Below are 22,682 nucleotides of genomic sequence, written 5' to 3' on the forward strand. Positions count from 1 at the left end.
GGGAGCGATCTTTATTTGTTTCAACATTATCGAGTGTGTTCAGTTTGACCGCGGGACTTCTTCCCTACCGGGATACTTTGGGCAAATCGGAATACGTTATGGGGGTCATATTTCCGCTTGACCCGCTTCAGTCTGTTAACATTCACTCCATAATACGCCTTGGGCCAGTTTTTGATTTGCAGATCGGGGAAGTTTACGTAATCCCCTTTGACAAAGGGACGCAACGCTTTGCGGAATCTTGTCACCCACTGGATATTCCGCTGCTGCTCGCCGTCGTTCCTCCATCTTGCCGATAGCTCGTAGACTGTCTCTGCCTTCCGATGTGGATAGGCCGTCGCAGTCGGGGATATCCGGCTTACCGCACTTCCTGCCCCGCCTAAGCTTTGACACCACACAGTAGCATGCTGATTAGGCGCATGGGACAGAAAATCACGAATCACTCGCACGCCTTCGCGAGGCAGCGGCTTAAACCCGAATGCTCCGGTAATTTTAAACTTCGGCTCCAGGTTGAGATCCCCTGCAGCAAAAAATTGGGTTGCTTCGATAAAAGGGACTGTCCTTACCATCACCTTTACCGGGGTTCCTGTTTGCAGCAAAGGTTGGATTAATCGCCGCAGTTCTTCCGCGCTTCCCAGCAGCTGTCCGGTAGACACGATGGTCCCCACCTGTTTCGCGGCGACCTCGATGGTTGAAGTTAAGCGGTTCGTAACCGCAGGAGCCCAGCGCTGCCAAGCCGAAAATACCTTCTCCAGATCGCGCCATTTCCAGGTGATGCTGTAGATGGTGACGTTCTCGATGGGCCTTACCCGAAACGTATATTCGGTAGCAATCCCAAAGTTCCCTCCCCCGCCCCCTCGTGATGCCCAGAGCAGATCGGAATGTTTCTTCTCGTTGGCGATGATCGGCTTCGCCCCGCGCCGTCCTGAAGCCACAACCATCTTCACCTGTTTCAGGTTATCGCAGGTAAGTCCATACTTTCGCGAGAGCAGCCCGATTCCGCCTCCCAGGGTAAGCCCGGCAATGCCCACATCTGGCGCCGTTCCACCCGGCAGGGTTACGCGCTTGTTCCACAGTTTTCTGTATACACGGGCAAGGGGATTGCCTGTTTGTATGCGGGCCACCTTGTTTTTGCGATCCACCTTCACGCTATTCATTTCGCTTACATCGATAATTAACCCGCCATTAACAGACGAAAATCCTTCATAGCTGTGCCTCCCGCTGCGGACTCTAAACCGTACGCCCCGCTCACGAGCCCATTTGACTGCGTTGATGACATCCTGCGTTCGTTGGCAAAACACGATGATCCGTGGAAACTTGGAAAAGCGCCTGTTGTATTCCATTCTGGCCGCATTATAAGACGGATTGCCAGGCACCACGATTCTTCCGGTCAATGGGGTACCGGCTGTATTCCGCTTTTGTGTCATTATATGTCCACCATCCTCGATCATGGAGTAAGCTGTACTCATCTGCTTATTCCTATGTCGGGGCAATTGACCTGGCAACGGCATCCGCCTTATAGGCGCTTTGGATAGTAACCTTAGCTTTTTCCGAAAATCATGTCACCTCAGATGTCGTGTATTTAGCGAATCAACATGCAGGAAAGAAAAACGGCTCCGCTTTACGGAAGCCGTTTTTCTGCGGTACTGCTTCACTCAGCAGTTCTTGCCACTCTTCTTGCCTGGATTCATCGGTTGATTTCCCCCGGTTTCAGCCAGCTTCTCTCCGAATTGATCCAGCCGTTCTGGCGAAGATGCAGGGCCGTCGTTTTTCGGCTTGTTGTTTCTTCCAGTCATGACGCTCACCTCCATCCATAACATGAGCGCCTGACCTTGTTTTCATACCCTGTTACTTCATCCGAACTTAAAATCGGGTCCTTTTTGCAGATTGCTTTGAACCCGGCACTATACAACCGCTCCAAAAGCGCTTAATATTTTCAATAGCGAGTTGTTTCAAATCCGCAATCGTTGCAGTGAACTTATTCGAGAAGGAGTCATCAGAGGCATGCTGGAACCAAACATTACCAACTTATTGAAAAATACGCTGAAAGCAAGTATTGATAACAAGGAGATCGCCGGCGCGAACTTCATGGTGCTCAAGGACGGAAACGAAGTTTTTTACCATGAAGACGGGTTAGCTGACCTTGAGTCGGGGCGCCCGATAACAAGGGATTCGATTTTCCGGTTATATTCGATGACGAAGCCGGTGACTTCCACCTCCATCATGATGCTGCTGGAGCGTGGGGCTATCGACTTGTTCGATCCTGTAAGCCGTTACATTCCGGGTTTCAAAAACCAGCAGGTTGAGAAAAACGGCGAACTGGTTCCGGCCGGCCGGGAAGTCAACATTCACGATTTATTGAATATGACATCTGGATTGGTATATGGCGGAACCAACCAAGGCGGACAGCAAACGGATGCATTGTTCCAGGAACTGGGCAGCCGGTTGAACGGTGATAACCCGATGAGCACGCTGGAGTTCGCGAACCGCCTGGGCCAGATCCCGCTTTCGTTCGAGCCGGGCTCGTACTGGCAGTACGGAACGTCGGCCGATGTGCTTGGTGCGGTTGTAGAAGCGGTGAGCGGTATGCGGTACGGACAATTTTTGAAAAAGGAAATATTCGAGCCGCTGGGCATGAAGGATACCGGATTCTGGCTGCCTGAAGCAAAAAGAGACCGTCTTGTGAAAACTTATCAGGATGATGGCGAAGGCGGCTTAAAGCTGTACTCGCACAGCCATCTTGGCATCGCCCATCAGCTGGACCGTGATCCGGCATACGAGTCCGGCGGAGCCGGCTTGGCATCCACGATTGACGATGCTGCCAAATTCACGACGATGCTGATGAATCAAGGCAGCTTCAACGGTGTTCAACTGTTAAAGCCAAGAACGGTTCAATATATGACGTCGGCGGCATTAACCGAGTGGCAGCAAAAAGGCTTCGATACGTGGCACACCTTGCGCGGCCACAGCTATGGCAACCAGATGCGCATCATGACCGACCCCGGAAAAGCCGGATTTATCGGCAGCCCGGGCGAATACGGCTGGGACGGCTGGCTGGGGGCTTACTTCAGCAACAGCCCACGGGACGGACTGACGATCTTGTTTATGATCCAGAAAAAAGATGGCGGCACGATGCCAATTACGCGCAAGCTGCGTAATATCGTGTTCAGCACCTTGTAAGGGCAAACGAAAGAACCGCACGGGAGCAGAGCTCCATGCGCGGTTCTATTTTTTTACGAAGAATGGTCTATAGGTGGACAGCTCCCCATCAGGAAGCGCTGAAATCGTTAAAATAGTGCACGCCGTCATGCGCCGTATCGCCGGGTGCGGTTCTTCGGTTGGTGCTGAACCATAGCTTATCTCCGTTCGCCACTCCGACACCCTCAATTTCAAACAGATCAGGAAATGCCGAAGACGTCACGCGGAACGATAGATTGGGATCCGCTTGGATAGTACCCGAAGCCGTAGAAATATTACGATAAACGAGCACAATGCTGACGTTTTTATAGGTCATCGGAACATAGATCGTGTTGTTATAATAACCGTAGCCTTGGAAAGCATACGAAGTGATATTGGATATCGTGCTGCCATTGACCTTGGCATCTTCAATATTCAGTGAGAAGCTATTCGTGACATTGATCGTTCCACTGGTTGCGGTTAGCGGCAGCGAACCTCTGTACAAGGCTCGTCCGGATTTGAATAAAAAGTTTATGCTGCTCGCGTCTTTGCTCGTAATTTTCACACCCGACATCGCCTTGTCTGCACCATCGTATTTAATAGTGTAATTGCCTACTTTGTAGTAAGTCGTTCCTACATATTTCAGTTTCACGAGACTCATACTGCCAGCGTTCATGGTGACGACGAACATATAATAATTGCCGTCGTTGGAGCTGAGAACGACATCATTGGCATGGCCGAGATAGGTTGCGTAAGAAGATCCGTTATCCCCGTTGGTCATGAGCGTTGTGGTGCCGTCACTCATTTTGGTGCGATAAATGACCGCTTTATTGTTGTCGCCATTGACTTTTACAGAATAGACGTAGGTTGATCCCACGGCAAATCCCTGAGCGGCATAGCAATCATTGGCATTGCCCAGCGTGGCGACGGTGGAATACGTGTCGTAATATGCTGCACTGGCTGCAACAGGCACCAGCATGGATGCGCAGAGAAGAATAGCGATAAATAAAGTCAGACGTTTGCTGCTCCTCCAAATCTGGGTTATTGCTGCCATCCTTTCCGTAAACCTCCACTTCATACACGGACACCTCCATAAAATTGATGTTATGTTGTCTGTATGAATGAAATCAGTTTCCTACCTGCCAACCTCCATAATATAGAGCAGCTGTTTAATGGAATTCCGGCAAGGAATGGATCGTTCTATTGTAGTTTAACCTGAATCCATGCTCATTCAAGTCATTATAGTCCTAAATCAGGGTAGTTCTGGGCCTAATCCTTTTGTCCCCCTGGTTGTTGTGATTCAAGTAAAATACTTGTAGCGTTACCTCAGAACGTATTCTCATCATCAGACCCGTTTCATAGCTGGTACTCAGATGTAAAATTTCTCCTTGAACCTTACGCAGCGTCATGTCCTAAGATTCAATTGCCGGCAAAAAATTAAAAAGGGAGATCGATGATGATGACGAAACGGCAACTTCAACACAGCACACCGTTTTTTAAGGATGCAAGACGAGGAGTGGGTTCAAAATGAGCAGCACATCATACAGCAATGGGCTGAACGCCGGCCTAAAGGAATGGATCGGACTTGCCGTACTGGCTCTGCCCGCCCTTCTGGTCTCGATTGATCTCTCCGTGATGATCCTCGCGCTGCCGCATATCAGCGCCGACCTGGGCGCAGATAGCGCTCAGCAATTATGGATCATCGACATCTACGGATTTATGCTCTCCGGATTTCTAATCACGATGGGCTCGCTGGGAGACCGGATCGGCCGCAGGAAGCTGCTGATGATCGGCGGAATCTCTTTTGCGGCAGCGTCCTTATTAGCCGCCTTTGCTCCAAACACCTGGACTCTGATTGGAGCACGTGCGCTGCTGGGAATCGCCGGGTCAACGGTCGCTCCCTCGACTTTAGCTTTAATCAGCAGCATGTTCCGCAATCCCAAGCAGCGCTCTCTCGCCATTGGCATATGGATGATGTGCTCCATGGGCGGCATGGCGCTTGGTCCGGTTTTCGGCGGCATGCTGTTAAATCACTTTTGGTGGGGCTCGGTATTCCTGCTTTCCTTGCCCATCATGTTGATTTTGGTCCTTACCGGACCCGTTCTGCTGCCGGAATATCGTCATCCCCAAACCGGCCCTCTGGATGTAACAAGTGTTTTGTTGTCGTTGCTTGCTATTTTGCCGGTCATCTATGGACTTAAACAAATAGCCAAATACGGCCTGCAAATTGTACCATTACTGCTTGTATTCGCTGGCTTAATCTTTGGCGCATTTTTTATTGCGAGGCAGAAAAGGTTGACCAGTCCATTGCTGGATCTGCGTCTATTTGCGAACCGGGGATTCAGCTCCGCGCTTGGAGGCATGTTCGGCATCACATTTACGGGAGCAACGATGCTCTATATCGGGCAGTATTTGCAATTCGTAAAGGGGCTGTCTCCGCTTGAAGCAGGGTTATTTATGCTCCCCGGAGCCATCGCCTCCATGGCCGGGATGTTACTCTCACCGCTTGCCGCACGACTGGTGCGCCCAGCTCGCCTGATCGGAGCAGGCCTTTTGATCTCCGCGGCAGGATGTCTGTTCCTCACTCAGGTGGGCAGTGATTCCGGCCTCACCTATCTTGTCATCGGGTATGTGCTGTTCAACTTGGGTGCTGCTCCATTACCGAGCCTGTCCAGCGATCTGGTGATCGGCTCGGTCTCGCCGGCAAAGGCAGGATCGGCCGCAGCCATGCTGCAAACAAGCGGAGAATTTGCGTTTGCGCTGGGCATTGCCGTTTTGGGCAGCATCGGCACCGTCGTATACCGCAGCCAGGTGACGAGCTCGATCCCTGCCAACCTCCCGGAATCCTCTGCACAACTCTCACGCGACAGTTTGACCGGGGCGATCGAGACAGCAAAAAGTCTCACAGTAGAAGCCGGTACTTCGCTCGTCGAGGGGGCAAGCAAAGCTTTTATGGGCGGGTTTCACGCGATTGCAGCGGTTAGTGGAGTCATCATGCTTGGTATCATCGTTTTGGTCGCGATCCAGTTCCGTCACTTACGGCCGATTGGAGAGAACCAACCTGTCCAAGCCGAACGTATTCCCGAAACAGAGCATTCCCTGCTCTAATGAATAATGATCTAGAATAGCCTTGGCATTAGGCCAAGGCTATTTGCATAATAAAATCCGTTTGTTCTTCATCACCCATATAAAAAGAGTGCGCACCGGTTTGAACAAAACCTATCTTTTTGTAAAAGTGAATGGCGTTCTCGTTCTTTTCCCAAACTCCGAGCCACAATCTCTTTTTGTTGTGAGTTTTAGCGATATCCATCGCTTGGTTGATTAAATATTGGCCAAGCCCTTTTCTTTGAAACTGGCTTCGAATATAAATCCGTTCAATTTCAAGCGAATCATCGCCCATGGGTTCGGTCTGGGCATCATTCATATTGACCTTTAATAATCCGGCAAGTTCATCTTGGAAATAGACAAAATAGAACTCCGAAGAGCTATGAGCCAATTCTTTTTCCAACTGTTCCTCATTAAATGCCTTCTCCAAATAGGCTTTCAAATTCTCCGGTGAATTCTGGTCTTTAAATGTGTCCGTAAATGTTTCGATGCTGATTTCCCGGAGCCGCGGTAAATCTTCACGGCTGCACTTGGTTATGCTTACTGTCATGTTAGTCGAAGGCTCCTTTGTCGAAAATCAATAACCCCTCTTGTTCCCCTTTTTGACGTATTCCCAGTCCACTTCGATATTCTTTCTAACCCTTTGCAGAAGTTGAAAAATGGTATCTGTTTCTTCTTCCGAAAATCCCGCTAACGCGACCCGATTCGAATGATCATGTTCTCTTTGGATAAAAGGATACACCGATTGCCCTTTTTCCGTCGGAAAAAGTTTTTTGATCTTTCGGTTATGCTCGTCCGCCTTTTTCTCAATAAAGCCATTCGTTTCAAGCTTTTGTATGGCACGGGCTGCGGTAGTCCGGTCTACCTTAATCATTTCGGCTAACTTTTCTTGAATGATCCCCGGGCTCTCGCAAATCCGGACAAGATACAAATATTGCCCTTTCGTCAGGTCATATTCCTTAAATTCGATGTTGCTAATTGAATCCAACGCCCTGGCAATCATTCCGATTTCACGCAGAATTTCTTTCATGGGCAGCTCCTCATCCTTTTCAACTGATCAATCGTTCTTGATCCATATTATATTATTTTTATTGCATTTGCAACAAAATGAAATGTGCGAATGATTTAAGTAGTTATTAGTAAATACAACATCAGATTGTTTAGAGCGTAACCTTAAGGCGCTTTCGGCAGATCCAGGCCGTTCATGACATAGGGGCGAACAATGCCCACAAGTAAATCGGTTCGGTCATTCTCTCCCACCGTTAACCAAGCATGCGCAGCGCCATAAATCGCAGAGGCAGTCATCGCCGAGATGATTTTCGTTTGTCTGTCTTCCATAAAATGAAGATACCCTCTCCGTAAAATGTTCTCAATGGATTGCTGCAGCAGCTGCTTGATTTTCTCATCGACGAGCGATGCAATCGGTTTGGAATCCATTCTGCATATCTGATAAAAATCCATAATGTAGTGGTAAGTCATCATGATCAGCCCGTCACAGATTTCATCCGTAAAGTCGCGTGCATTCAGCACTTGATCAGGAATTCGATCGCGAAAAGCCTGCTCCGTGATTTCTTCCAGCAAAGCGTATTTATCTTCATAATGCGCATAGAAGGTAGCGCGGTTAATCGTTGCTCTTTGTGCGATATCGTTAATGGTTATGGAATCAAAATCTTTCTTTCGGAGCAGCTCCCTGAACGCTTCCCTGATTAACTGGCGTGTGCGCAATACCCTCGGATCCTGTTGATTTACCATATCCAGCCTCCTGTTAAAACATCAAATTTCAAAATGTGTTGTCTACGCAACGTTCTGCTTCATCTGCTGATTGAAATCAGAAGCTTGCCATACTATCATCTTACCCAACAGATGTTGCTTAAGCAATCTCTGACTAATTCATGAAAGGGGTAGATCTTGTTGAATACGATAAAAAAGAGACTTTTAATATTTGGCGCAGGTATCGTTGGCAGCATATACGCGCTCCGGTTTGCCCAATCGGGTCTGGATGTCACACTGTTGGCTCGGGGAAAGAGACTCAAAGCCATTCAAAAGAACGGGCTGCACTACAACGATCACGGCACGATAAAACAAATGTCGATCAAGACGATCGGGAAGCTTGAGGACGACGATATTTACGATTTTATCTTTGTTCCGGTACGGTTTGATCAAGCCGAATCCGCCCTGTCTGCGATCAAAAATAACCAGAGCCAAACGATTGTCACTTTGACCAACACCGTCAGTTATGAATCCTGGCTTGATATCGTGGGTGACCGACTGCTCCCCGGATTTCCTGGGGCAGGTGGAGACATGAAAGAGGATGTACTATACGCCCAATTTGGCTCGGAAAAACATCAAGGGACCATTTTTGGTGAAATCAATGGACAAGTAAGCGAAAGGGTCAAAGAACTGGCCGAAATACTTGAAACGGCGGGTTTGCATTATGAGATCCAACATGATATGTATGCATTCCATGTTTCGCATGCTGCGGTTGCCGTGGGCAACAAGCGTTTCTATACGGACGAGGGTGTGGTCGATCTGGAGACTGCAAGAAGCGAACGCACGCTCAGCAAGATCGCGGCTGATATTAAACAAAATCTTCGCTTGGTCGAGCTGGCCGGAATCCCGGTCATACCGACCGAAACGAAGGCCATGGGGGAAATGCCGGAACAAGATCTTACTGCGATGTACCGCCAGATGCTGAGCAATGATTTTATCATTGATGTCATGCTCGGGGATCATGCTATCAGTCAAAGAGCAGAAATTATGCTGTTAGATGAGAAATTTCATGAAAAGTTTTCTGTGGGGCAATAACACCAGATCGGCTAGCCAGGTTACGGTTAATCCCATGCAACAAGAAGCGGCAGTCTAGGACTTACGAGCCCTGGTCTGCCGCTCTTCATAACAAATAGGCATTTTAGATGAATTTGGTACTGCTGCGTTTTCGGACGGCTTTTTTCGCTTACAGCAGGATCAGCGTTAGAATTACAAATTGCACGGAACCGACAATTTCCATGATGCCTACGCTCATCGGCTTTAACGGTTTGCCGGAGTACATCCATGTCTTGATCAGCGGATAAACAAATGGCAAGCACATCCAAGGGCTGAGCAAAAGCAGCGGCAGTATCAGCGCGATGAGATGATATACCTTCGCATAGATGGTCCACCGTTTATTTTTCCGCTCACGAAATACGGATTTAACGAAAAAAACGGTTCCCATAAAGTACAGGAAGTTGTACAGCAGAACCTCCGCCAGTTCCCTGCCCCATGTTCCGCCACCCAGCAGATAAGCCGCCGCGCCGGCGGTGCAGAACAGCAGAATGGCGCAAATATCGTTCAGCAGCGCCCGCTCGGACTTTCGCCGCACATGCCAGATATTTACGGCGAGAAGCAGGATAAGTACCGGAGCGAACCAGAACAGCCATAACTCCTGAAGCAGCACCGGAATGAGGCACAGAAGGGCCACCGCCGCATAACCTGCCCCCCATTTAAGCCACCAGGTCCGCTTGGTCGTCTTTTTTAAAGCCTGCAGCAGCGGATAGGATGACAAATACAGGAACAGCCAGGCAAGGAACAAGGGGAGATGCAGAAGAACGGGGTTCGCCGCCATCATGCCGATGATAAAGGGAATGCTGACCATCGCCCAGCCCCCGTGCTCCCGTGGAATGACCATGCTTATTTTTTTCATACGCCTTCTGCTCCTTTTCCATGGCTGGCTGTTCACGACTTTGGGTTCAGGCCGCTCAGCCGCCGATATAGGACATACCAATCTTTTTCCGGCTCATCGCCGTTTGTTCCGTTCGCTCTTCCGAATACCGGTCTTCCCGCTTCTCCCACACGCCGCGGATGGCCGCAAGCAGCTGTTCATCCGATGCGCCGGATCGCAGCAGGCTTCGGAGATCGAACCCTTTGGAGGCAAACAGACAGGAATACATTTTACCGTCCGAAGACAAACGGACCCGTGTGCAGGAAGAGCAGAATGCCTCCGATACGGACGAGATAAAGCAAACCTCGCTCTCCCCGTCTCTGTAGCGGTACCGTTTGGACACTTCCCCGGGATAACGCGGAGAGACCGGCGTCAGCTCGGCATCGCCACCCAGGCGTTCGAAGATGTCCCGCTTCGTCATGACCTGCTGCATACGCCAGCCGTTGTCGTTTCCCACGTCCATAAATTCGATGAAGCAGAGCGTGATGCCGAGTTTTTTGAAAAAAGCCGCCATCGGGACGATCTCCTGATCGTTGAGGCCTTTCTGCACGACCATATTTACTCTAACCTCAATTCCGACGCTGCGGGCGCGTTCCATGTTGGCGATAATGACAGACTGCTGTATCCCCCTTCCGTTGATAAGGCCGAAGCGATCCGGATTGAGCGCATCCAGGCTTACATTCACCCGGCGAAGCCCGGCATGATAGAGGCTCTCTGCCTGCCCCCCAAGCAGTAGACCGTTCGTCGTCAGCCCGATATCATCAATCCCCGGAATAGCAGCAAGCATACGAATGAGCTCGGGAAGTCCACGGCGCAGCAGGGGCTCACCGCCGGTCAGGCGAATCTTTCGGACGCCAAGCAAAGCGTATAACTTAGCTGCCCGTGTGATTTCCTCAAATGACAGCAGCTGCTCCTTGGGCATGAAGGCATAATCATCCCCGAAGATCTCCTTCGGCATGCAGTATGTGCAGCGGAAATTGCATCGGTCCGTCACGGAAATCCGCAGGTCGCGCATCGGTCTAGCCAGCTGATCCAAATGGGGGTTCGCCGCCATGTTTCCTTCCTCCTTCGTATAGCCGTACATGCTTCAGCCCGCTTTATCCTTGCAGCTGCGGACTGCTTTTCAGCTTTGAGCTTCCGCCTCCATAGCGGTCGTTTGTAGGCTTGTTCGTAATATCGCTGAACGTTCCGACATATTGGATAACGTCTCCGGCACCATCTTTAACTGCATTAATAATTAATAACTCTAAATACTCCTCGCCATTTTTTCGACGGTTCCAGATCTCCCCCTGCCAGCTTCCCCGCTCCTTGATTTCCGCCCACATGGTGCTGTAGAAATCACCGGATTGACGGCCGGACTTCAGGATGCTCGGATTTTTGCCGATCACTTCCTCCTCCGTGTAGCCCGTCAGCTTCGTGAATGCCGGGTTCACGGCATGGATCTTTCCGCTCAGGTCCGTCACGAGAATGCCTTGCCCTGTGGAATTGAATACCTCAGAGGAAACGGCCAGTTTATCTTGATAAAACATCCAGACAACGATGACGAGGCTGGCGAGCGCTACCTGGGATAGCGCCATGAACCCGATTGAATACTGCCCGGTCACCGAATGAATGAAGGAAAGCATCAGCGGCGGGAAGAAGCCCCCAAGGCCGCCCATCATCGACACGATCCCGTTCACGATCCCCGCCTGCTTGTTGAAGTACAGCGGCACCAGTTTAAAAATGATCCCGTTGCCTAGTCCGGCGCCTACCGCGATGGTTAAGCAACCCACGGTATAGAGGCCGATCGACGGAGAGAACGCCAAGATGATGGCTGCAATCGTAAGCCCGACGAATACACCCATTAACAGGAACAGCGGCTTAAAACGGTCAGCCAGCCACCCGCCCACCGGTCGCAGGAAGGTCGCCACCACGATGAAACCGGCCGTGCGCATCCCCGCATCCACCTTCGCCAGCTCAAAATTCGTAACCAGGAAGTTGGGAAGGTAAACCGTAAACGCAACGAACGAACCGAAGGTGATGAAATAGAACAATGAAAAATACCACAGCTTATCGTTTTTATAGACGCCTTTGATCTGCTCCATGAGCGGCGTTTTGACCTTCATTTCTTTGCGGTCACCCAGGAATACGTTCAGCACCGCAAACGCGAGCAGCAGAATTAAATACAGCTGGACGGTACGCGCCCACCCGATTTGCGTAGCAATGACAGGTGCGGCAAAGGTGGTAATGGCTGTACCGACATTGCCCATTCCATAAATTCCATTGACCAAGCCTAGCTTTTCTTTCGAATAATATTTAGGGAGCGAGGTGACACCGACCGAGAAGACGGCTCCTCCGATACCCAAGAACAGGCCGCCGATCACAAGATGCGTAAAGGATGTGGCCGTGCTGATAAAATAAACCGGGAACAGCAGCAGAATAAAGCTTGCGATAAACACGATCCGTGCGCCCAGGACGTTGGCGTAGTATCCCAGCGGCAAACGGAGCACCGAGCCCAGCACTACCGGGATTGCGGTCAAGATCGCCAGCCGGTCCGCCGGGATGGATATGTCCTCCCGAATGAACGGCAGCAATGCGGAAATGATGACCCATACCATAAATCCAAGCACCAAATTCATCGTCTGCAGCGGCAGCTGCGCTTTTTTGATCATTTCAACCACCTTTTCTGAACATGATAAATGGCTGACTTCATTGATCCCCATGCCTTATTGTACGTGACGATATTCACAAAGATAATAGGGAAGTTCCCTGAATTCGTCAGGGGAACTTCCCTATATCCTGTTGCTGGAACACCCGGTATCCTTAAAAATGCTAGAAATCCAGCAGTTTTTTCTTTAGTGCATACTCCACCAGCTCCGGCCGGCTTTTCAGGTTCAGCTTCTCCATAATTTTGGCCTTATGGGCCTCCACCGTTTTGACGGAGACATACAGCTTCTCCGCAATCTCTTTGTTGCCGTAGCCTTTGGCGATGAGCGGCAAAATCTCGATTTCCCGGGGGGAGAGGCTGTTAAACGGATCGTTGTCCGCGCTCTCGCTGTCCTTTTTAATATACTCCCGAACCAGTGACGTGGCCATTTGCGGATGGATGTAGGTTCCTCCCTTGTGCACCATCCGGATGGCCGAGACCAGCTCTTCATCCGGCGCGTTTTTGAGCACGTAACCGGAGGCGCCGTTTTTCAGCACATGGAACAAATAGTCGTCGTCATCATACATGGTGAGGATCAGTATTTTCGTATTCGGAAAATCATTGCTGATCTTGCCCGTGGCAATCAAGCCGCTCTCGCCCGGAGGCATGCTGAGGTCCATCAGCAGCACGTCCGGTTGGTGCTTGGCTACCATGGCGTAAGCCTCCATGCCGTCAGCGGCCGTCGCGACGACTTCCATATCCTCCTGGTAGTTCAGAATCATGGAAAAGCCGCTCCGGACCACCGCATGATCATCCGCTATGACAATTTTCATCGTGTATCGGTCTCCCTCTCCCTCTCGTTATCCTCTGCACACGGAATGCGCAGCTCCACCTTCGTCCCTCCGCCGATGGCCGAATACAGCATGAACTGGCCGCCGACAAGCTCGGCGCGCTCTCGCATCCCGTATAAGCCGAGGCCGGTGCCCTTGGCTTCATTCTCATTCATATTGAATCCGGTTCCGTCATCCTTGACGGTCAGCTGCAGGATCCCGTCCTCTTCGCATAGCCGGACATGCACCTCGTCGGTACCGGCGTATTTCAGCGCGTTCAGGACGGCTTCCTGGCATACGCGGTAGACCACGGTCTCGATCTCGCTGCCGTATCGGGCTGCGGACAGCTCCGCCGAGAAATCGACGAGCAGGCCGTAGTTTTTCTCGATCCATTTGAAATGCGAGCGGAATGCCGCTTCCAGCCCCAGGTCATCGAGCGAGGCCGGCCGCAGCTCCACGGACAAATGGCGGATGTCGTCCAGCAGCCGGGTCAGCGACACTTCGGTCTGCTGCAGCTTCTTCAGTACATCTTCGCCAACCTCCATATATTTGACCACGCGCAGGTCCACAAGCGAGCTGAGCAGCTCCTGGGCGACACTGTCATGCAGTTCCCGGGAAATCCGCTTTCGCTCGTCCTCCTGCGCTTTAATGACGTATTTCAGCAGATTCGAGCGCTGGAGCATTTCCTGCGTCTTCTGCTGTTTAGTCAGGTCCAACAGCATGAGCACGCGGATTCCCCGCTCCTCGTCAATGGTATGATAGCTGGCTGCATAAGGGACGACGCCTTCGCCCCGGGTTTGGAGATAGACCTGGAACGAGGAAAAATCCCCTTTCGGATAGTCCAAATAGCATTTGGAGCACGAAATCTGGTCTTTTTCATCCGTGTAGCCCTTGCAGGCCTGGCAGAAGGAATCGTCGACGCCGGACTGCATCCGTTCGATCACGTCGATATCCAGAATGTTCTCCGCGGCCGGGTTCATGGCGACGACGCTGCCTTTTTCATCGATAAAAAAGATCGCCTCCATGCTGTTCGCATACATCTTCTTCAGCAGGTCATTTAAATGTTCATCTGTCATCCGAATCAAGGCTGTCCCACCTCCCCTGCATGAAAAGCGCCAAATTCCCTGCCAAGTCCCTCCTGGAACTGGTCGAAGGCTGCTTGGGTCAAGCGGTTCTCCGCGCGGTAGCCCACCAGCAAGACGCCTTGAACCCGCGCTGCTTCCCACAGCGGGATGGCCCCGAGGCTCTTCAGCTGCTCCGCCACGATGATCGGATAATTAAACAAATCCCGGGATTCGATATCGGTGTTCACATTTTGGATCAGCATCGGCTTGCCGGTTTTGAACACGATGCCCGCAATGCCTTTCCCTGAATGCAGGATAATCCGCTTATAGCGATCGTTCATGTTGCCGGAGGCATATTGCCAGGTCAATACGAATCGGTCCTCAGCCGGCTGAACCAGAGCCAGGGACACGAAATCGAATTGAAACCGGTCCCGGAGCTTTTCGATTTCCGCTTGGTATTGATAGTTCGGCTGATTCTTCATGGCCATAGCTCCCCTTGATGTAGAAAAGAAGGCTGTTCGCCTTCTTTGGTCTACGATTCATAATTGCGGTGCTTCCTATAAAGGATATATCTTCTGCCTACATAATTCAACGGAACGCTCCATACGTGCACGAGCCGGGTAAACGGCCACAGCGCGAAAATCCCGAATCCGGCCAGAATGTGAATCTTGAACGACAGCGGCACATTTACCATCAGCGCCGCATCCGGGCGCAGCATAAACAAATCCCGGAACCAGACAGAAGTGCTCTCCCGGTAGTTGAACTCCGGCTGGACAGCGTTCGTCACCAGCGTACTGTACATGCCCATGAAGACGATGAACAGCAGCAGCACATTGACGATCATGTCCGACGCGGAGCTGAGCCGGCGGACATGACGGATCGTGAACCGGCGCGAGGTCAGCAGAATCATGCCACCCAAGGTCAGCAGGCCAAAGGCGCTGCCGATATATACCGCGCCGATATGGTACATATGGTCGCTGACTCCCGCCGCTTCCAACCACGATTGGGGAATGACCAGGCCGACGACATGGCCTCCGATCACGGGGATGATGCCCAGATGGAACATCAGGCTGCCCACCCTCAGCTGCTTTTTCTCGATAAACTCACTGGACTTGGCCGTCCAGTTGAACTGGTCGGTACGGTACCGGTAAATATGTCCGACGACAAACACCGCGAAGCACACATAGGGGAATATGACCCATAGAAACTGGTTAATCATGCTCATGCGCCTCCGTTTCCTGCTGGATACATGCTTTAAATGTTTCGCGCAGGCCGCGGATCAGATGAGCGTACGGACTGCCGGACTTCTCCAGCGCCTTCAGCAGATGGTAGGTGCCGTCCTCCATGACCGCCAGCATGAGATCCAGGCTCTCTGCCGCTTGCTTTTCATGCCCCTGCCAGTTGGCCGCATAGACGAATTCGCACATGAGTGGCAGGTAATCGGACAGCTCGGATCCGGCGATATCGAGACCGAACAGCTGATACGTTTCCTTTAGCTTGGCCAGCATTTGTCCCCGGTCCCGGCTGTCCTCAAATTTATGGAAGGTCATGTACAAGGTCGTTTTTTTCTGAAAATCGAACGTCTGAACGTACATCTCCTCGATCTGCTCCATGCTGTATTCATGCATCAGGTCCCAGAAAGTACGGACCGAAGGATAGGCCGGATGTTTGGAGTCCAGCGACTCCGCCAGCACGGACGGGTGGAAATCCAGCTTCTCCGGGTAAGTCAGCATTTGAGCGAAAAAACCGAATACGGTTTGATGGCTCTGCAGCTTTTCGAGATTAATCACGCCAGATCCCCCCATAGAAATTTTCTTCGTACAGTTCCTTGCCGGTTTTGCCCTGTGGGCTTACCGGTCCGCAGCCGCTGCATCCCATGCTGAAGCCTTCGAGGCCTTGGGAGCGGTACACATCCATATGGCTTTCTTTGTGCGATGTCGGTACAACAAACCGGTCATCGTATTTGGCAATGGCAAGCAGCCGGTACATCTGCTTCATTTGACCTGCCGTCAGGCCGACCCGTGCCAGCCGCGCTTCGTCAAATTCGGCTCCGGACGACTGGGCCCGCATGTAGGAGCGCATCATTGCCATCTTCTGCAGAGCATCCTTCACCGTCGTCGTATCCCCTGCCGTCAGCAGGTTGGCGAGGTACTGAATCGGCGTGCGCATCTCCTCGATGGCCGGGAAGATCATGTCCGGATTTTCGATCGAATCCCTGCCTTCAAAGTAGTTCATGATCGGGCTGAGCGGCGGCACGTACCATACCATCGGCAGCGTCCGGTACTCCGGATGAAGCGGGAAGGCCAGCTTGTATTCGATGGCGAGTTTATAGACCGGCGAGTTTTGGGCTGCCTCGATCCATTCCTCGGACAGTCCGTCTTTGCGCGCCTGCTCGATCACCGCCGGATCATGCGGATCAAGGAACAGGCTGCATTGCGCCTGGTACAGATCCTTTTCATCCGGCGTTGAGGCCGCTTCCTGCACGCGGTCGGCGTCATACAGCATCACACCCAAATACCGGATGCGGCCGGTGCAGGTCTCCGAGCATACCGTCGGCAGCCCTGCTTCGATTCTTGGAAAACAGAAGGTGCATTTCTCGGCCTTGTTCGTTTTCCAGTTAAAGTACACCTTCTTGTATGGGCAGCCGGTCATGCAGTAGCGCCAGCCGCGGCAAGCTTCCTGGTCCACGAGCACGATGCCGTCCTCGTCCCGCTTGTACATTGCGCCCGAGGGGCAGGACGCCACACAGCTGGGGTTCAGGCAGTGCTCGCACAAGCGGGGCAAATACATCATGAACGTCTGCTCGAAGTTGAACTTGATCTCTTCCTCGATCTTTTCGATATTCGGATCCTTCGGACCCGTTACATGGGCGCCTGCCAGATCATCCTCCCAGTTCGGGCCCCATTCCAGGTTCATCGTTTCGCCGGTCACCGCCGATTTCGGGCGGGCCACAGGCTGATGCTTCTTCTCACCGGAGTTGGTCAGATGCTCATAGTTATAGGTCCATGGCTCGTAGTAATCCTTCATTTCCGGCATATCGGGATTGTAGAAAATTTTGCCGAGCGCGATTTTGGACAGCTTGCTGCCGGATTTCAGCTGCAGCTTGCCCTTTTTCAGCGTCCAGCCTCCCTTGTATTTCTCCTGGTCCTCCCAGCGTACCGGGTAGCCGACGCCCGGCTTCGTTTCCACATTGTTGAACCACATATATTCCGCGCCAGGACGGTTCGTCCAGGTGCTCTTGCAGGTGACACTGCACGTATGGCAGCCGATGCATTTATCCAAATTCATGACCATGGCGACTTGCGCTTTAATCTTCAAGCCAATTCACCTCTTTCATTTTGCGGACAGCCACATACACATCCCGCTGATTGCCGATCGGTCCGTAGTAATTGAATCCATAGCTGAGCTGGGCGTAACCTCCGACCATCTGGGTCGGCTTCACGTGAATTCGCGTCGGTGCGTTGTGACTGCCGCCGCGGTCCTTCGTGATTTCCGAGCCTGGCACGTTGATGTGCTTATCCTGCGCATGATACATGTACATCGTGCCTTTCGGCATCCGGTGGCTGACGACGGCACGGGCGGTGACGACGCCGTTGCGGTTGTAGACTTCCAGCCAATCGTTGTCCTGGATGTCGTTTGCCGCCGCATCGTCATTGTTGATCCATACCGTCGGCCCGCCGCGGAACAGCGTCAGCATGTGCAGGTTATCCTGGTATGTGCTGTGGATGTTCCATTTGCCGTGCGGCGTCAGATAGCGGAGCACGAGTGTGTCTTTACCGCCGGTAATCTGTTTGTCGCGCGGACCGAATACCATCGGCGGCAGCGTCGGCTTATAGACCGGCAGCGCTTCGCCGAATTGCAGGAAAATTTCGTGATCGATATAGAAATGCTGTCTGCCCGTCAGCGTCCGGAAGGGCACATGCCGCTCGATGTTCGTCGTGAACGGCGAATATCTTCTCCCCATTTTGTTCGAGCCGCTGAACACCGGCGTCGGGATGACTTCCCGCGGCTGGGCCGTGATGCTCTGGAACGTGATGCGCTCCGCCGCGCGGTCCGCGGAGATGTCTTTCAGGCTCATGCCGGTGTCATTCTCCGCCGACTCCCAGGCACGCTGTGATACTTTGCCGTTCGTCGCCGAAGAGATATGAAGAATGGCGTCCGCCGCATTTCTGGCGGTATGCAGCTTTGGCAGGCCGTTTTTGATCGTGTCGTCGTCATAGCTTCCGTTCATGCGCTTCAGCTCTTCGTACTCCTCGGCCACCGAGAAGCTGACGCCGTGCGCCCCGATTTTGCCTGCCGCCAGGCTCGGGCCGAGCGTCACGAATTTATCGTAAATTTTCGTATAGTCGCGTTCGACAACGGTCAGGTTCGGCATCGTTTTACCCGGAACCGCTTCGATCTCGCCTTTGCGCCAATCGAGCACCCTGCCGTATGGCTGGGCGATTTCGCTGATCGAATCATGCGCCAGCGGGCTGGCCACGAGGTCCTTATATACGCCGGGAAGATGCGTTTTGGCCATCTCCGAGAAGGTTTGTGCAACCGTCCGGTAAATGTCCCAGTCCGAGCGCGATTCCCACAGCGGATCCACCGCCGGATTGAACGGATGGACGAATGGATGCATGTCGGTGGAGGACAGGTCGGTTTTCTCGTACCAGGTCGCTGCCGGCAGCACCACGTCGGCATACATCGGCGTCGAGGTCATCCGGAAGTCGAGCGCGACCAGCAGGTCCAGTTTGCCTTCCACGTCTTCGCGCCACACCATTTCTTCCGGCTTCTCGTCTTCGTTCGGCGTCGAGAGCAGGCTGTCCGAAGCGCCAAGCAAATGCTTCATGAAATACTCCTGCCCTTTTGCGGAGCTGGATATGAGGTTCGAGCGCCATACGAACAGCGATCTCGGGAAGTTTTCCGGCGCATCGGGATCTTCGGCGGCGAACTTGGTATCTCCAGAGACGATTTGCGTTAACGCATGCTTCACGATCTCCTCGTTGGTCGTCTTCCCATGGCTGGCCGCTTCCTCCGCGAACGCCAGGCTGTTCTTGTTGAACTGCGGATAGGACGGCAGCCAGCCGAGTCTCGCGGCAAGGACGTTATAATCCGCCGGATGCTGGTAACGGATGTCCCCGCCCGTAGGCGATTTCAAGGAATCGGCACCCATTTCTTCGTACTTCCACTGGTCGGTCGCAAAATAAAAGAACGACGTCGCATTTTGCTGCCGCGGCGGCCCCTGCCAGTCTTTGGCGAAGGCGATTGTGGACCAACCCTCGATCGGGCGGCATTTTTCCTGGCCGACGTAATGTGCCCAGCCGCCGCCGTTCACGCCTTGGGAAGCCGTCAAAATGACCAGGTTCAGAATCGAGCGGTAGATCGTGTCGCTGTTGAACCAGTGGTTGATGCCCGCGCCCATGATGATCATGGAACGGCCGCCGGTATCCAGCGCGTTTTGCGCGAATTCCCTGGCAATCTGCACGACGATTGAAGCCTTCACGCCGGTAATCTTTTCCTGCCAGGCCGGGGTGTAGAAGGAATCCGCATCGTCGTATCCGCCCCCCTGTGACTCGCTGTCGGTTGAGACAATACCGTATTGGCTTAACATCAGGTCGTATACCGTTGCCACGAAGCGTTCGGTCCCGTCGGCGAGCTGAATCTTCTTCGCCGGGATTTGGCGTTCGAACGTGCCGTTGGCGTTATTGTCGAAGAACGGGAAGCAAATCGTCTGCCGCTCTGCTCCCAGGGATTCCACGGAAAGCGCTGGCGCAATGACCGATCCGTCCTCGCGTTCCAGCATCAGGTTCCACTTCTTGCCTGGCTCCCAGCGCTGTCCCATCGTACCGTTCGGGACCGTGATTTCATTTTTGTTTTCGTCGTAAATCACCGGCTTCCACTCCGCATGCGGGGTCGTATCACCCAGATCGCTTGAGCGCAGGAATCGACCGGCCTTATATCTGCCCTCATGCTCATCCAGCAGAAGAAGGAACGGCATGTCTGTATACTGCTTGGCGTAATTCAGGAACATCGGTTCCTGACGATCTTGATAAAACTCTTTCAAAATGACATGCGTCATCGCCTGAGCGACCGCCGCATCCGTTCCCGGATTCGGGGCAAGCCAGTTATCGGCGAACTTGACGTTCTCCGCATAATCCGGCGCTACCGATACGACCTTCGTGCCTTTGTAGCGCACTTCCGTCATAAAGTGTGCGTCCGGCGTCCGCGTTAAAGGCACGTTCGAGCCCCACATGATCAAGTAGCCGGCATTGTACCAATCACTGGATTCCGGCACGTCGGTTTGCTCGCCCCAAATTTGCGGGGAAGCCGGCGGCAGGTCGGCATACCAGTCGTAAAAGCTCAGCATTTCGCCTCCGAGCAGGGAAATGAATCTCGCTCCCGATGCGTAGCTGATCATCGACATGGCCGGAATCGGGGTGAAGCCGGCAATGCGGTCCGGTCCGTATTTGCGGATCGTATAGATCAGCTGCGCGGAGATCAGCTTGGTCGCATCCGCCCAAGAGACGCGTACATGACCGCCTTTGCCGCGCGCTTTTTTGTAGGTTCTTGCTTTTTCGGGGTCTTCCACGATGCTGGCCCAGGCTGCGACCGGGTCGCCATGCTGGTTCAGCGCTTCATTCCACATGTGCCACAGCTTGCCGCGCATATACGGATATTTCACGCGGAGCGGGCTGTATTCGTACCAGGAGAACGAGGCTCCGCGCGGACAGCCGCGCGGCTCGAATTCCGGCATATCGGGTCCGCAGGACGGATAATCGATCTGCTGATTTTCCCAGGTGATGATGCCGTTTTTTACAAACACCTTCCAGCTGCAGGAGCCTGTACAGTTAACGCCGTGCGTCGTGCGCACGACTTTGTCATGGGACCAGCGCTTGCGGTACATGTCCTCCCAGTCCCGGCTTTTCTCTTCAAGAACGGACCAGTTGTCCGAATAGCTTTCCAATCGTTTGAAGAACTTCAGTCCCTTCTTCCGTTTCATAGGACGGTTCAACTCCTTTACGTGAATGACCATGATCGGGGAATCAATGTGTCGTCCATTCGTATGACTTAATTATGAGAGTCTGCTGCTGCGTTTGGTATCAGGGAAACTCCTATATCGGGGCGAGAAATCCCTTGGTTGGTTGGAGGAAGGGAGCTGGAGCTTGCCTTTTGTGGAGTACAAAGGCTATTTTAAAACTCGGGAGGTACCTTCTACACTTGTCCATGGTGTGTGGATGGATTCCGGGTTCCAGCCGCTGCCTAAATCCGCGTTCCCTAGATTTGATAGGGATGTAGGAACACGGATTCAAAGGCGGCACGTAAACTTTCCACCCCGAATCCATTCCCTGTTTGGAGATACAGTTACGAAAGCGAAAACCTTAAAGATCTTCCCCCCACAAAAAAAGCCCCCTCTTCACCTTGTGAAGAAAGGGGCTTCTAAACTACCGTTATCCGGATCAGCTGCACCGCTCGCGAATCCGCTCGAACAGCACGTTATTTTCCAAATGGATGTGCTCGAAGGTGTCCTTTTCCAGCAGTCCAAGCCGCTGGTAGACAAGCCGATACGTGCCGCAGGCATCTGCCGGGAGGGCGAAATCGCCGGTTACTTCCCGCAGCTCTTTCAGCAGATTTCCAGCCTGCTCATGCTCCTCCTCCAGCCCGGACAGCAGCGGCCGAAGTTCCGCCAAATGCTGCGGATTCGGATTCGCCATAGATTTCAGGATCTGCGGAAATACGTTGTGATCTTCGTCCTCCGTATGCTCCTGCAGTTCACTTTTCAAATCCGCGAATAATTCCTGCACCCGCAGCAGCTCCGGATGACGTTCTCCATGGACGCGGGCCAGCTTTGTCACATAAGGCGTTAACGCGGGAAGTTCTTCGCGCAAAAAAGCGTGATGCTTGTTCTGAATGTATTCGATCAGCTCCGGTTCCGCCAGATCTCCCGGCCGGCTGTCCTGATACTCCGCCATTTTCGTCTCCAGTGTCCGGATCTGTTCCAGAACCGCGCTGGAATCGAGCTTCCGTGTAATCGCTGCTTCCTCCAGAGGGATTTTGCCTCCGCAGCAAAAATCGATGCGCAATGCGCGGAACAGATCGGCTGACTGCGGTACGGCTGTGACGATGTCGGCAACGTGCGTTTGAAGCGTTAATTGACTCATTGAAAGGACCTCCTGTAGTGGATTCATTCCGATATCTTGATGCAG

The 22,682-nt window shown here is 52.6% G+C and carries 20 protein-coding genes; 3 read left to right on the forward strand and 17 right to left on the reverse strand.

The features are described 5' to 3' along the window. Window positions 1-26 precede the first annotated feature (26 nt). Both BCV73_RS14635 and BCV73_RS35060 read right to left on the reverse strand, forming a co-directional pair. Window positions 27-1,424, reverse strand: coding sequence for an FAD-binding oxidoreductase (locus BCV73_RS14635; RefSeq protein ID WP_089547680.1), 1,398 nt, complete (start codon window positions 1,422-1,424; stop codon window positions 27-29). Between the two features lie 228 nt (window positions 1,425-1,652). After that, window positions 1,653-1,793 carry a hypothetical protein gene (locus tag BCV73_RS35060; RefSeq protein WP_163875666.1) on the reverse strand — a complete coding sequence of 47 codons (141 nt, stop codon included), beginning with the start codon at window positions 1,791-1,793 and terminating at the stop codon, window positions 1,653-1,655. 208 nt (window positions 1,794-2,001) lie between these two features. Between BCV73_RS35060 and BCV73_RS14640 the strand changes: the two genes are divergently transcribed. Continuing rightward, window positions 2,002-3,177: a serine hydrolase domain-containing protein gene (locus tag BCV73_RS14640; RefSeq protein WP_089547681.1), complete on the forward strand. Its 1,176-nt coding sequence runs from the start codon at window positions 2,002-2,004 to the stop codon at window positions 3,175-3,177. An 88-nt stretch (window positions 3,178-3,265) separates the two neighbouring features. Here the strand turns inward: BCV73_RS14640 and BCV73_RS14645 are convergent, their stop codons facing one another. Beyond that, on the reverse strand, window positions 3,266-4,228 hold the full coding sequence (locus tag BCV73_RS14645) for a hypothetical protein (RefSeq protein ID WP_089550259.1): 963 nt from the start codon (window positions 4,226-4,228) through the stop codon (window positions 3,266-3,268). 473 nt (window positions 4,229-4,701) lie between these two features. Between BCV73_RS14645 and BCV73_RS14650 the strand changes: the two genes are divergently transcribed. Beyond that, a complete protein-coding gene (locus BCV73_RS14650) occupies window positions 4,702-6,282 on the forward strand; it encodes an MFS transporter (protein ID WP_089547682.1) in 1,581 nt (526 codons plus the stop codon). Between the two features lie 28 nt (window positions 6,283-6,310). Here the strand turns inward: BCV73_RS14650 and paiA are convergent, their stop codons facing one another. The 3 genes from paiA to BCV73_RS14665 all read right to left on the reverse strand — a co-directional run bounded on the left by paiA (window position 6,311) and on the right by BCV73_RS14665 (window position 8,031). Then, the gene (gene paiA, locus BCV73_RS14655) at window positions 6,311-6,829 is read right to left on the reverse strand and encodes a spermidine/spermine N(1)-acetyltransferase (protein WP_089547683.1); all 519 of its coding nucleotides are present in this window, start codon (window positions 6,827-6,829) and stop codon (window positions 6,311-6,313) included. A 27-nt stretch (window positions 6,830-6,856) separates the two neighbouring features. After that, entirely contained in the window at window positions 6,857-7,309 is a 453-nt protein-coding gene (locus tag BCV73_RS14660; RefSeq protein WP_089547684.1) for a MarR family winged helix-turn-helix transcriptional regulator, read from the reverse strand. 143 nt (window positions 7,310-7,452) lie between these two features. Continuing rightward, window positions 7,453-8,031 carry a TetR/AcrR family transcriptional regulator gene (locus BCV73_RS14665; RefSeq protein WP_089547685.1) on the reverse strand — a complete coding sequence of 193 codons (579 nt, stop codon included), beginning with the start codon at window positions 8,029-8,031 and terminating at the stop codon, window positions 7,453-7,455. Window positions 8,032-8,190: 159 nt separating this feature from the next. Between BCV73_RS14665 and BCV73_RS14670 the strand changes: the two genes are divergently transcribed. Next, entirely contained in the window at window positions 8,191-9,084 is an 894-nt protein-coding gene (locus BCV73_RS14670; protein WP_089547686.1) for a ketopantoate reductase family protein, read from the forward strand. Window positions 9,085-9,232: 148 nt separating this feature from the next. Here the strand turns inward: BCV73_RS14670 and BCV73_RS14675 are convergent, their stop codons facing one another. The 11 genes from BCV73_RS14675 to ric form a co-directional block, all read right to left on the reverse strand. After that, window positions 9,233-9,958, reverse strand: coding sequence for a YwiC-like family protein (locus BCV73_RS14675; protein ID WP_089547687.1), 726 nt, complete (start codon window positions 9,956-9,958; stop codon window positions 9,233-9,235). 55 nt (window positions 9,959-10,013) lie between these two features. Beyond that, window positions 10,014-11,030, reverse strand: a complete 1,017-nt coding sequence (gene moaA, locus BCV73_RS14680; protein WP_089550260.1) for a GTP 3',8-cyclase MoaA — start codon at window positions 11,028-11,030, stop codon at window positions 10,014-10,016. 43 nt (window positions 11,031-11,073) lie between these two features. Further along, complete coding sequence (locus tag BCV73_RS14685; protein WP_089547688.1) at window positions 11,074-12,627, reverse strand: nitrate/nitrite transporter; 1,554 nt, start codon at window positions 12,625-12,627, stop codon at window positions 11,074-11,076. A 160-nt stretch (window positions 12,628-12,787) separates the two neighbouring features. After that, on the reverse strand, window positions 12,788-13,435 hold the full coding sequence (locus BCV73_RS14690; RefSeq protein ID WP_076164548.1) for a response regulator transcription factor: 648 nt from the start codon (window positions 13,433-13,435) through the stop codon (window positions 12,788-12,790). Further along, complete coding sequence (locus tag BCV73_RS14695) at window positions 13,432-14,517, reverse strand: sensor histidine kinase (protein WP_089547689.1); 1,086 nt, start codon at window positions 14,515-14,517, stop codon at window positions 13,432-13,434. Before BCV73_RS14695 ends, BCV73_RS14690 begins: the two co-directional genes overlap by 4 nt. Beyond that, entirely contained in the window at window positions 14,514-14,978 is a 465-nt protein-coding gene (locus BCV73_RS14700; RefSeq protein WP_089547690.1) for a GAF domain-containing protein, read from the reverse strand. The genes BCV73_RS14695 and BCV73_RS14700 overlap by 4 nt, the downstream gene beginning before the upstream one ends. A gap of 50 nt (window positions 14,979-15,028) precedes the next feature. Then, window positions 15,029-15,721, reverse strand: coding sequence for a respiratory nitrate reductase subunit gamma (gene narI / locus BCV73_RS14705; protein ID WP_089547691.1), 693 nt, complete (start codon window positions 15,719-15,721; stop codon window positions 15,029-15,031). Beyond that, window positions 15,708-16,286 (reverse strand): nitrate reductase molybdenum cofactor assembly chaperone, encoded by a 579-nt coding sequence (gene narJ, locus BCV73_RS14710; protein WP_089547692.1) that lies wholly within the window; start codon window positions 16,284-16,286, stop codon window positions 15,708-15,710. Before narJ ends, narI begins: the two co-directional genes overlap by 14 nt. Beyond that, a complete protein-coding gene (gene narH / locus BCV73_RS14715; RefSeq protein ID WP_089547693.1) occupies window positions 16,279-17,814 on the reverse strand; it encodes a nitrate reductase subunit beta in 1,536 nt (511 codons plus the stop codon). Before narH ends, narJ begins: the two co-directional genes overlap by 8 nt. After that, window positions 17,804-21,478: a nitrate reductase subunit alpha gene (locus BCV73_RS14720; protein ID WP_089547694.1), complete on the reverse strand. Its 3,675-nt coding sequence runs from the start codon at window positions 21,476-21,478 to the stop codon at window positions 17,804-17,806. The genes narH and BCV73_RS14720 overlap by 11 nt, the downstream gene beginning before the upstream one ends. 457 nt (window positions 21,479-21,935) lie before the next feature. After that, on the reverse strand, window positions 21,936-22,637 hold the full coding sequence (ric, locus tag BCV73_RS14725) for an iron-sulfur cluster repair di-iron protein (RefSeq protein ID WP_089547695.1): 702 nt from the start codon (window positions 22,635-22,637) through the stop codon (window positions 21,936-21,938). Window positions 22,638-22,682: the final 45 nt, after the last annotated feature.

Origin of the sequence: Paenibacillus sp. SSG-1, assembly GCF_002224835.1 — a bacterium.
GTDB classification, from domain to species: Bacteria; Bacillota; Bacilli; order Paenibacillales; family Paenibacillaceae; genus Paenibacillus_AQ; species Paenibacillus_AQ favisporus.